We start from the raw sequence: 13,417 nt of genomic DNA on the forward strand, positions 1-13,417 counted from the left end.
GCGATACGTGAGCGCAGCGAACGGTTCCAACCTTCAATCGAACTCAAGGCAAGCACATGAAAATCTCCCGCCAAGCCTACGCCGACATGTTCGGCCCCACCGTCGGCGACAAGGTCCGCCTGGCCGACACCGAGCTGTGGATCGAAGTGGAAAAAGACTTCACCACCTATGGCGAAGAAGTGAAGTTCGGCGGCGGCAAGGTGATTCGCGATGGCATGGGCCAGGGGCAGTTGCTGGCCGCCGAAGTCGTCGACACCCTGATCACCAACGCACTGATCATCGACCACTGGGGCATCGTCAAGGCTGATGTCGGCCTCAAGGACGGGCGCATCGCGGCCATCGGCAAAGCCGGCAACCCGGACATCCAGCCCGACGTGACCATCGCCATTGGCGCCAGCACCGAAGTGATCGCCGGCGAGGGCATGATCCTCACGGCTGGCGGCATCGATACCCACATCCATTTCATCTGCCCGCAGCAGATCGAAGAAGCCCTGATGAGCGGTGTCACCACCATGATCGGCGGCGGCACCGGCCCGGCCACCGGGACCAATGCCACCACCTGTACCTCGGGTCCCTGGCATCTGGCGCGCATGCTCCAGGCCGCCGATGCTTTCCCGATGAACATCGGCCTCACCGGCAAGGGCAATGCCAGCCTGCCGGAGCCGTTGATCGAGCAGGTCAAGGCCGGCGCCATTGGCCTGAAGTTGCACGAAGACTGGGGCACCACCCCGGCGGCCATCGACAACTGCCTGAGCGTCGCCGACCAGTACGACGTCCAGGTGGCGATCCATACCGACACGCTCAATGAATCCGGCTTCGTGGAAACCACCCTGGGGGCATTCAAGGGCCGCACCATTCATACCTACCACACCGAAGGCGCCGGCGGCGGTCACGCGCCGGATATCATCAAGGCCTGCGGTTTCCCTAACGTGCTGCCCAGCTCCACCAACCCGACCCGCCCGTTCACCCGCAACACCATCGACGAGCACCTGGACATGCTGATGGTCTGCCACCACCTGGACCCCAGCATTGCCGAAGACGTGGCATTTGCCGAAAGCCGCATCCGCCGCGAAACCATCGCCGCCGAGGACATCCTCCACGACCTCGGAGCGTTTTCGATGATCAGCTCCGACAGCCAGGCCATGGGCCGGGTCGGCGAAGTCATCACCCGCACCTGGCAGACCGCCGACAAGATGAAAAGACAGCGCGGCGCCCTGCCCGGTGACGGCGAAGGCAACGACAACTTCCGCATCAAACGCTACATCGCCAAGTACACCATCAACCCGGCAATCACCCATGGCATCAGCCATGAAGTGGGCTCCATCGAAGTGGGCAAGTGGGCCGACCTGGTGCTGTGGCGCCCGGCGTTTTTTGGCGTTAAGCCGACGCTGATCCTCAAGGGTGGAGCCATCGCCGCCAGCCTGATGGGCGACGCCAACGCTTCGATCCCGACACCGCAGCCGGTGCACTATCGGCCGATGTTCGCCAGCTTCGGCGGCTCACGCCACGCCACCAGCCTGACGTTCATCAGCCAGGCCGCCGCCGAGGCGGGGCTGCCGGAACAGCTTGGTCTGAAGAAGAAAATTGCCGTGGTCAAAGGCTGCCGCGACGTGCAGAAGACCGACCTGATCCACAACGACTACCTGCCGGCCATCGAGGTCGACCCACAGACTTATCAGGTCAGGGCCGACGGCGTGCTGCTGTGGTGTGAACCGGCTGAGGTGTTGCCGATGGCGCAGCGGTATTTTCTGTTCTAAGGTGAAAAACTGATAAACACATAACCCTGTGGCGAGGGGATTTATCCCCGCTGGGCTGCGTAGCAGCCCCTGCTTTTCTTGCGGTTGCTGCGCAACCGAGCGGGGCGGTGCGACGTTTCGCTAAATCCCCTCGCCACAGGTCAGCATACTGTCCGAAGTATTGGCTTCAGCCCACCAACCGCCCCAAGCGCTGCTTGAGCATGCGGTTTTCGGTACGCAGTTGCTGCACCTCTTCCAACAGATCCAGCGCCAGGGCGACGCCTTCCCATTCAAGGTCCAGGTCCTGCCGCAGCTTGGCCGCACGCCGGGCCAGGACCAGTTCGTAGTCGGTGAAACGCCAATCCGCCGGGGCATTGCCGTGGGGCTCGAGGATGCCGTGCTCGACGATCTCGATCACATGGACATCCGCCAGCGCGGCGGCCTCGCAGAATTCCGTCAGGTTCAGTTCAACGATCGGGTTATTCATGGTCTGCTTCTCCCAATGCCTTGACTGTCGAGTCTAGCCTTCAAACAATCAGAAATTCGCCCGCGGATCGAACGCGGCCTTCTTCGCCAACTCCGCCCACAATGCCTTGACCGACTCGTCATTGGCCTTGGGCATCACCGCCTTGAGCTGCACGAACAGGTAGCCACGCTCGCCCGTCTTGTTGCGCAAGCCGTGGCCCTTGGCGCGCATGCGCTGGCCGTTCTGGCTGCCGGCCGGCACCTTGAGGTTGATCTTGCCGGTGAGGGTCGGGACGGCCACTTCGGTGCCCAGGGCCAACTCCCAGGGCGCCAGCGGCAAGGTGATGATCAGGTCCTGGCCTTCGACGTCGAACTTGGGGTGCGGTGCGAAGCGAATGGTCAGGTACAGGTCGCCATTGGCGCCGCCACCGACACCCGGCGCCCCTTGACCCTTGAGGCGGATGCGTTCGCCGTCGGTCACCCCCAGAGGGATCTTCACGTTCAGGCTTTTACTGGTATTGCTGACGTGCTGCCCCGCCGCATTGTGCTGAGGCACATGGTAGCTGACCTTCTTCGACTCGTTGGACAGGGTCTCTTCCAGGAAAATCGGTAATTCCAGTTCCACGTCCTGCCCCCGACGGCCGGCGCTGCGACCTGATTGTCCGCCACCGAAACCTGATCCACGATTGCCGAAGATCGAACTGAAGAAATCCGAAAAATCCCCGCCGTCCTGGCCTCCGAAACCGCCACGGCTTTGCCAGCCCGGCGGTCCCTGGAACGGCTGGCCGTGCTGGCCGTAGCGGCGCAGGTCGTCGTATTCGGCGCGCTTGTCGGCGCTTTTCAGCGCTTCATAGGCTTCGGAAACGTCCTTGAACTTGGTTTCGGCGTCCTTTTCCTTGCTGACATCCGGGTGGTATTTGCGCGCCAGCTTGCGATAGGCGGCCTTGATCGTGCTGTCGTCAGCCGTCGGCTCCACACCCAGAATTTTGTAATAGTCTTTGAAGTCCATCTAAGCATCACCATCCGTTATCGATGTCGCACCGCCACGCACAGCATGCCCGGATGACCGGACACCGGGTTTGACCGATCTCAAGGTTGTGACCGGACGGCGCATCAGAAGTTTATCGGCAGCCGGCGGCGGTTCTTGCACCCGCGCTGTGGCCTGCCAGGTTGATGCCTGCAAGTGTGGGGGCAAAACCGAGGCTTTCAAGGTCGCGGACCATGAATTAGCGGACAACCGGCCTTCGAATCCGGGCGGTACTGACATACACTGCGCGGCCGTTTTTTCGACCGGAACCTGAAAGACATGAAAAACGCATCCCCGGCCCGTGCCTGCGGCATCGACTTCGGCACGTCCAACTCCACCGTCGGCTGGCTGCGCCCCGGCGTGGAAACGCTGATTGCGCTGGAGGACGACAAGATCACCCTGCCTTCGGTGGTTTTTTTCAATCAGGAGGAACGCCGTCCGGTTTACGGCCGCCTGGCCCTGCACGAATACCTGGAAGGTTACGAAGGCCGGCTGATGCGTTCGCTCAAGAGCCTGCTGGGCTCCAAGCTGATCAAGCACGACACCAGCGTGCTGGGCACGGCGATGCCGTTCAAGGACCTGCTGGGGCTGTTCATCGGCCAATTGAAAAAGCGCGCCGAAGCCACTGCCGGTCGTGCGTTCGATGAAGTCGTGCTGGGGCGTCCGGTGTTTTTTGTCGACGACGACGAGCTGGCCGACCAGGAAGCGGAAAACACCCTGGCAGACGTTGCCCGCGCCATCGGTTTCAAGGAAGTCTCGTTCCAGTACGAACCCATCGCGGCAGCGTTCGACTACGAGTCGACCATCGACAAAGAAGAGCTGGTGCTGATCGTCGACATCGGCGGCGGTACGTCGGACTTCTCGCTGGTGCGCCTGTCGCCCGAGCGTCGGGCCCACGACAACCGTCACGATGACATCCTGGCCACCGGCGGCGTGCATATTGGCGGGACCGATTTCGACAAGCAGCTGTCCCTGGCCGGCCTGATGCCGTTGTTCGGCTACGGCAGCCGCATGAAAAGCGGCGCCTACATGCCCACCAGCCACCACATGAACCTGGCGACCTGGCACACCATCAACGCGGTGTACTCGCAGAAGTCCACCCTGGCCCTGGGCAGCATGCGCTATGACATCGAGGACACCGGCGGCATCGACCGGTTGTTCAAGCTGATCGAACAGCGCGCCGGGCATTGGTTGGCGATGGAAGTGGAAGAAACCAAGATCCAGCTGACCCACGCCGACCAGCGACACGTATCGCTGGACCGGATCGAGCCGGGCCTGAGTGTGGACCTGAGCCGGGCCTTGTTCGAGACGGCCATCGAAGGTCTGCTGGGGCGGGTACGCGAGAGCGTCACGCAAATGCTGAGCGATGCCAACGTCGGAATCGATCAGGTCGACACGGTATTCTTCACCGGCGGTTCCAGTGGCATCCCGGCGCTGCGCAACAGCGTCGCGGCGATGCTGCCCCGGGCGCGGCATGTGGAAGGCAATATTTTCGGCAGCATCGGCAGCGGGCTGGCCATCGAGGCGAAGAAACGGTACGGCTAAAGCCAGTTGCGAGCTTCGAGCTTCAAGCTCCAAGTAAAAGCAGATTGGCTTCTACTTGTAGCTTGCAGCTTGCAGCTTGCAGCTACTCCTAAACCATCTCGATCTGCTTCAACTCGCTCTTGAGGTACGCATAGTAGATCGGTCCCGCCACCACTCCCGGCAAGCCGAACGCCGCCTCGAACACCAGCATCGCCATAAGCAGTTCCCAGGATTTGGCGCTGATCTGCCCGCCAACGATGCGGGCGTTGAGGAAGTACTCGACCTTGTGGATCACGATCAGGTAACCCAGGGCCGCCACCGCTACCCAGATCGACAGCGACAGGCCAACGATGGTGATCAGGGTGTTGGACATCAGGTTGCCGATGACCGGGAGCAGCCCCAGCAGGAACGTCATCACAATCAGCGTCTTGGTCAGCGGCAACTTGATCCCGAACAGCGGCAGCACCACCGCCAGGAAAATCCCGGTGAAGAACGTGTTGAGCAGGGAAATCTTGATCTGGGCGAAGACGATGTTGCGGAACGCCTTGACCAGCAGGTTCAGGCGATCGAACAACGCGGCAGCCAGGGGCTTGCGCTTGGTCAGGTCGGGAACACGCTGCAAGGCGACGATGGCGCCCAGTACCATGCCAATAAGCAACGTCACGAACATGTGGGCTGCGTCCTTGCCCACCAGTTGCAGGTCGCTCAGGTGCTTGCTCATCCAGTCACCAATCGCCACCCGGAACTCGGCGGCACTGGCCGGCAGGTAGGCGTCGATGAACGGCGGCAGTTGCCCCCGGGCGCGGTCGACGACCGCCATGAACTTGTCCAGGGATGCACCAGGATTTTCCGCTTCATGCAGCAGGAAGCTGATCGCACCGGCAAAAATCAACGTCAGGACAGTGACCACCAGCGTGCCCAGCAACGCCACCGCGAGCCAGCGGGCACGCCGGCCTTCGATCAACCGCTGCAGCTGTGGCGTGAGCATGTTGACCAGCTCGAACACCAGCAAACCCGCCAGCAAACTGGGCAACAGCCGCAACGGCAACACCAGCAGCAACCCACCAAAAATGATCACCCAACTGATCACCAACAACACATGACGCTGAGAAAACGTTGGCATACAGCCTCAGGACAAAACGGTGTGAAAGGATCGGCAGTCTGCCAGCCTTCAGCGGACAGCACTAGGCTCTGTCTGAAAAGCCTTGATACTCGTTCATGCTGCGTTGAAAACCGGCTCGGAATGCTCATTTACTCCAGTAAACTCCGCTTCCTCGCCGGTTTTCGCCTTGCCTGACCTTCGTCTCAAGACTTTTCAAACGGAGCCTAGAGATTGTATCGGCCGACCTTTGGTACGGTTCAGATGTCTTTGCAGAGCCCATGGGGGCCTCATCGCGAGCAGGCTCGCTCCCACAGGGACCGGTTCATGCCAATCCAATGTGGGAGCGAGCCTGTCCGCGATAAGGCCCTTGCAGACGCAAGAAGTCACTTGTTCTTCAGGCAATTGCTCATGAACGCCTTGCGTTCATCGCCCTTGAGCGCTTTGGCGGTGGCGTCGGCATTGCAGGTCTTCATGCGTTCCTGAGGCGTTCCCTGCACCTCTGTTGGCTTGGCCTTTAGGCAATTGCTCATGAACGCCTTGCGCTCGTCACCCTTGAGCGCCTTGGCAGTGGCGTCGGCGTTGCAGGTGGTCATTTTGGTCTGTTGCGCTGTCTCGGCGAAACCCTGGGAACACAGCAGCAAACCGATCATCAGCAGAGAGACACGCGGTAATTTCATGGGGCTTCTCCTGAATGCCGCCCGAAGGGTACGGCGATGTTGTGCAGTGTAGACAAGGCTTGTTACACATTCCTCAGATGGGTTCGTCCTCAATTCCGTCATCGCGAGCAGGCTCGCTCTCACATTGGATTTGGTGTGACCCGGTCCCTGTGGGAGCGAGCCTGCTCGCGAAGAACGATCACACGATCCAACTGACTGCCTACACCCCCGCCGCCTTCAACCGCTCTGCATGCTCGACAAACAAGCGGATCGGCTCAGCCCCCTTGCCTACCAATCCCAGTGACTGGTTGACGATGTCGAAGTGATCCATGGGATAGTCGTCGCCAATCACCGTCCCCAAATGCGAACTGAATCGCCCGACCATGCCATCGCACTGCCCCGCCTCGCGCACAAAGGTGCGGGCGAACAGCCGGCAACTGCGATTCGTGCCGTCGAACAGGTTGCGCCCCTTGTCGGTCTTGCCAGGCTGAAGGATCCCGGACCACGAGTAATAACGCACGCCATTGACCTCTTCCGGCCCCTGCCCGCCCCAGGTGTCGGGCAGCCCCTGTGGATAACGCTGGTTGAACAGCGCTACCCCGGCAGTGGTAAGGGATTCATGGGAAGCTCGGACATCCACCGGCAACTTCGGCCCGCGATAACCAGTGTCCAACAGGCTCATCAGCGCATTGATCAAGCGCAGCAAGGCCCTGAGCAGCCGGCCGCTGGCACGCTCGGGTGGGTAATGGATCTGCAGGTAATCGGCCAGCTCCGAGCCATGGTTGGGACCGGCCACCGAGGTGACCGACGCCACCAGGTCCGGACGCCGGGCCGCTGCGTACCGGGCCGTCAGGGCGCCCTGGCTGTGACCAATCAGGTTGACCTTTTGCGCGCCGGTCTGACGCAGGATTTGCTCGATCTGCGCCAGCAACTGCTCGCCGCGCACCTCGGAAGAATGCAGCGGCGAAATCTTCACCGCCACCACCACGGCCCCCCGTTGGCGAAGCGCCGAGACGATCCCGTACCAGTACGGGTACAACACCAGGCGAATGAACCCGAGCATTCCCGGGACCAGCACCAGCGGGTAGCGAGTGGCACACTGTTGCAGCATAGAGCGGACATCCTTGTGATGGGGTGAGCCAGCATCGGCGTCGATGATGACCAGTCTATGACACCCGCCTCACTTCAGCCCGCTCACCCCCGCGACGATCAGCCCCACCGAGACGATTTTCACCAGCGTCAGACTCTCTCCCAGCAACATGAACCCCAGGAACACCGTGCCCAGCGAGCCGATGGCGGTCCAGATCGGGTAGGCGACACTCACCGGCAGCTCGCGCATGGACAGGGTCAGGAACCCGATCCCCCCCACCGCAGCCACTACAGTGATCAGCGACGGCCAGAATCGGGTGAAGCCTTCGGCGTACTTCATGCCCATGGCAAAAGCTACTTCGAACGCGGCGGCAACCAGCAGGAAAACCCAGGCCATCAGAAGGTCCGCGCCAACGCCAGCAGGCGCTGCTCGGCCTCGGTGCAGGACTGGGCGAAGCTGCGCTCGGCCGCCTCTTCGCCTTCGGCGGCCACCACCGTCACATCGGTGATGCCGATAAAGCCCAGGACGGTGCGCAGCAACGTGTCGGCGTGGTTCATCGCCTCCAATGGCCCGCCGGGGCCGAAGCCGAAATCCCCACGGCTGGTCACGATCAAGGCTTTCTTGCCCTGTACCAGCGGTTCGTAATGCGACACGCCATTGTCCAGGCTGTGGTTGAACGTCAAACCGATCCGCACGATCTGGTCGATCCACGCTTTCACCCCGCTGGGCACGCTGAAGTTATGCATGGGGGCGGAGATCACCAGTCGGTCGTGGGCCTGCAATTCGGCGACAAGCACGTCGCTCAGGGCCAGATCCGCCTGCATGGTCAACGGTCGGGCCTGGGGTTCGGGGTAGAACGCCGCCGCGATGAAAGCTTCATTGACGGGGGGAATCAGCGTGCGTCCCACCTCGCGGCGGGTCACTTGGCATTGTGGATGGGCGGTCTGCCACGCCGACACGAAGGTTTCGGCCAAGCGCCGGGAATGGGAACGTTTACCACGGGGGCTGCCGTGCACCACAAGAACTTTACTCATCTGAATCTCCTTGTTTGAGACTACACTGGGACTGCTTGTGGCTTGCAGCTTGAAGCTCATCGCCACGCGCTCTCAAATGAGGGTTAGTTCACATGGATGAATTAAACTCATCTCAACGCTCACGCGGAGATTACCCCATGTTCGCCAACCTGCCCCTCAACGCCCTGCGCAGCTTCGAATCGGCCGCACGCCTGCTCAGCTTCAAGGCCGCGGCCGAGGAGCTGTCGGTGACGCCCACGGCTGTTTCCCACCAGATCCGCTCCCTGGAAACCTGGCTCGGCGTGCAACTGTTCGAACGCCTGCCGCGTCAGGTGCGGCTGACCGATGGCGGGCAGCGGCTGTTTCACAGCCTGCATGGCGCGCTGCTGGAGGTGGCGCAAAGCGTCGACACCTTGCGCCCGCAACGCAGCAACACTCACCTGACGCTCTCCACCACCGCGGCGTTTGCCGCGCTCTGGCTGGTACCGCGCCTGGGCCGGTTCTATGCGCGCCATCCAAACATCAATGTGCGCCTGGATACCCATTGCGAAGTGATCGACCTGCATCAGGACGCCAGCGTCGACCTGGTGGTGCGCTACAGCCTCGATGACTACCCGAACCTGTACGGTCTGTGCCTGTTCGACGAAAGCTTCGGCGTGTATGGCGCCCCCGCGCAGGTGGCATTGGCGGCCCGACAGCCCCCGACACTGATCAGCGTGCGCTGGCACAACTCCAAGCTGTACGCCCACGGCTGGGATGCCTGGTGCGCCCAGGCCGGGGAAACCTGGCTCACTCGACAACCGTGCATGCGTGAATACGACGAGGAACACTATGCCCTGCAAGCGGCGATTGCCGGGCAGGGCCTGGTACTGGCCAGCAACATCCTGGTGTCCGAAAGCGTCGCCAGCGGCTTGCTGGTGGGTTATCGCCCGCACGTTCAAGTCGATGGCGCCGGCTACAGCGCGTTATGCGTGCCAGGCCGCGAGCGCCATCCGCCGGTACGGGCGTTTTTCCAATGGCTGGAGGAAGAGGCCCGCCTGTCTGGCGCACAGCCCTCCAGGGCCATGCGGGTATTTTCATAAAACTTTTTGTCTCGCTCGTGACTCCCACCTCAAGAGATCGCGCCACAGAGCGCGACATTCCCACCGGATCAGCCACCAGGAGAACGAGATGAGCGACATGCACTTATCCGATGTGACAACCCTGCGTGAACGGGCGCGGCAGAATGTCCAGAACGGCGCGGTGACCGAGGGCTATAACGCCGATCGACAGGAAGTCGTGCGCCTGCTCAACGAGGCACTGGCCACGGAGCTGGTGTGCGTACTGCGCTACAAGCGCCACTACTTCATGGCCACCGGCCTCAAGGCCAGCGTGGCGGCCGGCGAATTCCTCGAACACGCCAACCAGGAAGCCGAACACGCCGATAAACTGGCCGAACGCATCGTGCAACTGGGCGGCGAGCCGGAGTTCAACCCCGACCTGTTGACCCGGTACTCCCATGCCCAGTACGTGGCGGGCAACACCCTCAAGGAAATGGTCTACGAAGACTTGGTGGCCGAGCGGATCGCCATCGACAGCTATCGGGAAATCATTCAGTACATCGGTGAAAAGGATCCCACCACCCGGCGCATCTTCGAAGACATCCTCGCCCAGGAAGAAGAGCACGCCGATGATATGGCCGATATCCTGGCCGATCTGTAAGGCCGCCATCGCGAGCAGGCTCGCTCCCACAGTTGATCTCGGTCGCATGCGGGAGCGGGCCTGCTCGCGATAGGCCAGCCACCTTATCGTAAAGCCGACTAGCGCGTCGGCTTCACCGTCACCGGCGCCTTGCCGGCTTTCATCTGCTCCAGCAACGGCGCGCACTGGTTCGGTTCGCCTCCGCTTGGCGCGACCAATGCCAACAGCCCTGCCGCCGGCGCCGCAATGACACCCAGCGCGACCATCCCGGCGCCGCGCAGCATCAGCGGCACGGCCTTGACGCCGGCGGAAGGCTTGGCGAATTTGCCCCGGACATACAACGGCGAGCGCAGGGAAATCAGCCGCCAGCCCTTGGACTCCGGCGTGATGGTCAGGTCCAGTTGCTCGGTGGCCATATTCGCCGTGCCGTCGATGTAGATGATCGCGTTTTCAGTGTCGAAGACGAACAGGCGAGTCGTCGCCAGACCGGTCTTGATGTCGAAGTCCGCCGCAGCGCAATTGATCTTCACTTCCTTGTCGCCGAAGATTTTTCCTATCACGTAATTGCCGACGTTCAACCCCGCCAGCTCCATCAACTCCCGGCTGATCGCACCGTCGTTGATAAGCATCTTCAGCGTGCCATTGGAAGTGCCCAGCAACGCCGCCACCGAATTGCCGCGCCCGGCGATATCGGCATCGCCGTTCAGTTCGCCGAAGCTGGTTTTCATTGGCTCGAAGCCGGGGAACAGTTGCTTGAGCTTGAAGCCCCTGGCCGTCAGCTTCGCCCGACCCTCGAGGGGCTGGGTGTGGCCATTGAGACGGATCTGCGCATCAAGCCGGCCGCCCGCCACGCCGAACCGCAACGGCTCGAGGCTCAGCTGACCGTCGTTGAGCACCAAGTGCGTGTAAAGATCAGTGAATGGCAACTGCGCGCTATGAACGATGCGCTTGCCGGTAAACTCCACGTCGGCATCCATCGCGCTCCAGCGCTCGGTGCGAAACTCTTCAACGGGCAAGACCTTGTCCGACGGTTGTTTGCTGGCACCGCCACGGGCCTTTTGCTCACTGTTGGAATCAGCGCCGATCAGGGGAGCCAGATCGCTGAACAACAACTGATCGGACACCAACGTGCCACTGAGTTTCGGTCGGGGCTGGCTGGCGACATACGCCAGGTCACCATGGATATCGCTGTCGCCGATCCTGCCGTTGAACGCTTCATAGCGAAACAGTGCGCCGCCTGGCTCATGGAGCTTGGCGATCAGGTGCCCGTCGGTGGAATAAGGTGGCGAGTCCGGCAGGGTCACGCCTGTCAACGGGTATAAGTGGGCCAGGCTGTTGCCGGCCAGCTTCAGGCGCAAATCCAGGGCGCCAAGGTTCATCGGATCGGTCAGGGTGCCGGCCAGTTCGACGCGGGTGTCGCCGATCTTCGCCTGGGCCTGCAGGGGAAAGGGACGCGATGCATCCTGCAGGGCCAGCAGGCCGCCGACCTTGCCGGAACCGGTGAGTCCCTGGCCGTGATACTGCCCGTCGACCTTGAAGGCAAACGCATAATCCTGCGGAGTCGCGCCTTGATCCCGGGCTTTTTTGGCAGTCTTGTCACCGACGATATCACTGAAGGGAATCGGCTTGCCCAGCGGATCGATCAGCAGGTCGAGCCGGGTTTTCAAGGTCTGGTCATCCAGCGTGACGTGGCCCTTGTCGAAGCCGATGGCGCCAATGTCAACGACCCAATTGGAGGGCTCGGCGTCCGGATCCTTGGGATCGAACTGAAACGTCCAGTTGGCGCGCCCGTCGGCCAGACGTTGCAGGTTGGCGTCGGGGCCGGTCAGGTCGATACGGGGAATCGATACTCGACGCGCCAGTAAGGCCAGGGGCGAGATGCGCAGTTCAACGCGCTTGAGGGTGACCATCTGCGGCGTTTTCGACCAGTCGGGGTTACCCAGGCTCAAGTCTTCGGCCACCACATGGGGCCACGGCACCCACGCTCGCCAGCCTTCTTCTTGCGACTCGCGCTGCCAGATCACCGCCAGGTTACCGTTGATGGCGAAGGGGCGATGCAACTCCTCGGAAACCTTGGCGTTGAGGGGCGGCTTGATCCGGTTCCAATCGAAGAACGCGATGACCAGTACCAGTACCGCCAGCAGGACGAGCAGACTGGCAAAGGTCCAGGCGAGGATTTTTGAAGTGCGCGTCATGCACAAGGCTCCTGACAAATCAGCGCCCGAACCGCGACGCTTGGAAAATCGAACCTGTAGTCGGCTCGTTAATGATGAGACTGGCGAAACGGCCGACAGGTTTAACACCCTGGGTGAAAATCCTGACCGAACCGCCAACAGCTGTTACCGCTCCCGCACATTTATGCGGCACCAGTGAGTACAAAATACCCACCACAGTGCAAAACCGCACCTCTGAAAGGCCCGTTCTAGAGCCATCCCCCAGAACAATCAATTCCGTTGATTATTACCATTGCGTTTATGAACTTTTATATCGACTTATCGAGAGTAGCATTGCCCTCGTACCCACTTTTCAGCCCTCCCGAGGAGCAACGATCATGAAACGCCAATTACTGATGAGTCTGTCCCTTTCACTGCTGGCTTCCACTGCTTTCGCCCTGCCAGCTTCCGAACAAGCCACACCACAGGTCAAGGATAGCCACTCGGTCTACAGCCAGACTGTTGCCGAAGGCGGTTCCGACCGGACCAAGTTGGGTGAGTCGCTGGCCGAAGGCGGTTCCGACCGGACCAAACTGGGTGAGTCGCTGGCCGAAGGCGGTTCCGACCGCACCAAACTGGGTGAGTCGCTGGCCGAAGGTGGTTCCGACCGCACCAAACTGGGTGAGTCGCTGGCCGAAGGTGGTTCCGACCGGACCAAACTGGGTGAGACCCTCGCCGAAGGCGGTCGCGAAAAACTGGAAGAAAAAGGCCTGGTAGAAGGCGGCTACGAGCACACCCCACAAGGTCAACTGCTTGCCTCAGACGGCGGTGACCGCGTGAAAGAACGCAACGGCACAGCGAGCTGAGCCCATGGTGGCCGGAAAAAAAGCCCGATTCCAGCAATCGGGCTTTTGACTTTTTGCAACACACGTTTCCCCGCTCGGCCCCCTTCAACCGTTCGACGTCGGCAA

General features: G+C 61.4%; 13 protein-coding genes. 5 read left to right on the forward strand and 8 right to left on the reverse strand.

Features of this window, described 5'->3' with window-relative positions:
- The first annotated feature begins 56 nt into the window (after window positions 1-56).
- Window positions 57-1,757, forward strand: coding sequence for an urease subunit alpha (gene ureC / locus EGM97_RS14125; protein WP_238965359.1), 1,701 nt, complete (start codon window positions 57-59; stop codon window positions 1,755-1,757).
- Between the two features lie 166 nt (window positions 1,758-1,923).
- Here ureC and EGM97_RS14130 read toward each other — a convergent pair whose 3' ends face one another.
- Window positions 1,924-2,223: a chaperone modulator CbpM gene (locus EGM97_RS14130; RefSeq protein WP_238965358.1), complete on the reverse strand. Its 300-nt coding sequence runs from the start codon at window positions 2,221-2,223 to the stop codon at window positions 1,924-1,926.
- 48 nt (window positions 2,224-2,271) lie between these two features.
- On the reverse strand, window positions 2,272-3,210 hold the full coding sequence (locus EGM97_RS14135) for a DnaJ C-terminal domain-containing protein (protein ID WP_238965357.1): 939 nt from the start codon (window positions 3,208-3,210) through the stop codon (window positions 2,272-2,274).
- Between the two features lie 297 nt (window positions 3,211-3,507).
- Between EGM97_RS14135 and EGM97_RS14140 the strand changes: the two genes are divergently transcribed.
- A complete protein-coding gene (locus EGM97_RS14140) occupies window positions 3,508-4,773 on the forward strand; it encodes an Hsp70 family protein (RefSeq protein WP_238965356.1) in 1,266 nt (421 codons plus the stop codon).
- A gap of 88 nt (window positions 4,774-4,861) precedes the next feature.
- On the opposite strand, the gene EGM97_RS14145 is transcribed toward EGM97_RS14140, so the two are convergent.
- The 5 genes from EGM97_RS14145 to EGM97_RS14165 form a co-directional block, all read right to left on the reverse strand.
- Window positions 4,862-5,875 (reverse strand): AI-2E family transporter, encoded by a 1,014-nt coding sequence (locus EGM97_RS14145; protein ID WP_238965355.1) that lies wholly within the window; start codon window positions 5,873-5,875, stop codon window positions 4,862-4,864.
- A 362-nt stretch (window positions 5,876-6,237) separates the two neighbouring features.
- Window positions 6,238-6,531, reverse strand: coding sequence for a PsiF family protein (locus tag EGM97_RS14150; RefSeq protein WP_238965354.1), 294 nt, complete (start codon window positions 6,529-6,531; stop codon window positions 6,238-6,240).
- A gap of 199 nt (window positions 6,532-6,730) precedes the next feature.
- Complete coding sequence (locus EGM97_RS14155) at window positions 6,731-7,621, reverse strand: esterase/lipase family protein (RefSeq protein WP_238965353.1); 891 nt, start codon at window positions 7,619-7,621, stop codon at window positions 6,731-6,733.
- Between the two features lie 69 nt (window positions 7,622-7,690).
- On the reverse strand, window positions 7,691-7,996 hold the full coding sequence (locus EGM97_RS14160) for a DMT family transporter (RefSeq protein WP_238965352.1): 306 nt from the start codon (window positions 7,994-7,996) through the stop codon (window positions 7,691-7,693).
- The gene (locus EGM97_RS14165; protein ID WP_238965351.1) at window positions 7,996-8,634 is read right to left on the reverse strand and encodes an FMN-dependent NADH-azoreductase; all 639 of its coding nucleotides are present in this window, start codon (window positions 8,632-8,634) and stop codon (window positions 7,996-7,998) included. The genes EGM97_RS14160 and EGM97_RS14165 overlap by 1 nt, the downstream gene beginning before the upstream one ends.
- A gap of 92 nt (window positions 8,635-8,726) precedes the next feature.
- Here EGM97_RS14165 and EGM97_RS14170 point away from each other — a divergent pair, with 92 nt between their 5' ends.
- On the forward strand, window positions 8,727-9,695 hold the full coding sequence (locus EGM97_RS14170; RefSeq protein WP_238965350.1) for a LysR substrate-binding domain-containing protein: 969 nt from the start codon (window positions 8,727-8,729) through the stop codon (window positions 9,693-9,695).
- 88 nt (window positions 9,696-9,783) lie between these two features.
- Window positions 9,784-10,314 carry a ferritin-like domain-containing protein gene (locus tag EGM97_RS14175; RefSeq protein WP_238965349.1) on the forward strand — a complete coding sequence of 177 codons (531 nt, stop codon included), beginning with the start codon at window positions 9,784-9,786 and terminating at the stop codon, window positions 10,312-10,314.
- Between the two features lie 98 nt (window positions 10,315-10,412).
- On the opposite strand, the gene EGM97_RS14180 is transcribed toward EGM97_RS14175, so the two are convergent.
- Window positions 10,413-12,488, reverse strand: a complete 2,076-nt coding sequence (locus EGM97_RS14180; protein WP_238965348.1) for an AsmA family protein — start codon at window positions 12,486-12,488, stop codon at window positions 10,413-10,415.
- 356 nt (window positions 12,489-12,844) lie between these two features.
- Between EGM97_RS14180 and EGM97_RS14185 the strand changes: the two genes are divergently transcribed.
- Window positions 12,845-13,312, forward strand: coding sequence for a hypothetical protein (locus tag EGM97_RS14185; RefSeq protein ID WP_238965347.1), 468 nt, complete (start codon window positions 12,845-12,847; stop codon window positions 13,310-13,312).
- The last annotated feature ends 105 nt before the right edge of the window (window positions 13,313-13,417 follow it).

This window comes from Pseudomonas sp. AF32, assembly GCF_022342325.2.
In the GTDB taxonomy this organism is placed as follows: domain Bacteria; phylum Pseudomonadota; class Gammaproteobacteria; order Pseudomonadales; family Pseudomonadaceae; genus Aquipseudomonas; species Aquipseudomonas uvaldensis.

Excerpts from the sequence above, each read along its gene's own strand:
- EGM97_RS14150 (WP_238965354.1), bottom strand. The coding sequence starts at position 6,531 with ATGAAATTACCGCGTGTCTCTCTGCTGATGATCGGTTTGCTGCTGTGT.
- EGM97_RS14160 (WP_238965352.1), bottom strand. The coding sequence starts at position 7,996 with ATGGCCTGGGTTTTCCTGCTGGTTGCCGCCGCGTTCGAAGTAGCTTTT.
- EGM97_RS14155 (WP_238965353.1), bottom strand. The coding sequence starts at position 7,621 with ATGCTGCAACAGTGTGCCACTCGCTACCCGCTGGTGCTGGTCCCGGGA.
- EGM97_RS14145 (WP_238965355.1), bottom strand. The coding sequence starts at position 5,875 with ATGCCAACGTTTTCTCAGCGTCATGTGTTGTTGGTGATCAGTTGGGTG.
- EGM97_RS14165 (WP_238965351.1), bottom strand. The coding sequence starts at position 8,634 with ATGAGTAAAGTTCTTGTGGTGCACGGCAGCCCCCGTGGTAAACGTTCC.
- EGM97_RS14180 (WP_238965348.1), bottom strand. The coding sequence starts at position 12,488 with ATGACGCGCACTTCAAAAATCCTCGCCTGGACCTTTGCCAGTCTGCTC.
- EGM97_RS14130 (WP_238965358.1), bottom strand. The coding sequence starts at position 2,223 with ATGAATAACCCGATCGTTGAACTGAACCTGACGGAATTCTGCGAGGCC.
- EGM97_RS14140 (WP_238965356.1), top strand. The coding sequence starts at position 3,508 with ATGAAAAACGCATCCCCGGCCCGTGCCTGCGGCATCGACTTCGGCACG.
- EGM97_RS14175 (WP_238965349.1), top strand. The coding sequence starts at position 9,784 with ATGAGCGACATGCACTTATCCGATGTGACAACCCTGCGTGAACGGGCG.
- ureC (WP_238965359.1), top strand. The coding sequence starts at position 57 with ATGAAAATCTCCCGCCAAGCCTACGCCGACATGTTCGGCCCCACCGTC.
- EGM97_RS14170 (WP_238965350.1), top strand. The coding sequence starts at position 8,727 with ATGGATGAATTAAACTCATCTCAACGCTCACGCGGAGATTACCCCATG.
- EGM97_RS14135 (WP_238965357.1), bottom strand. The coding sequence starts at position 3,210 with ATGGACTTCAAAGACTATTACAAAATTCTGGGTGTGGAGCCGACGGCT.
- EGM97_RS14185 (WP_238965347.1), top strand. The coding sequence starts at position 12,845 with ATGAAACGCCAATTACTGATGAGTCTGTCCCTTTCACTGCTGGCTTCC.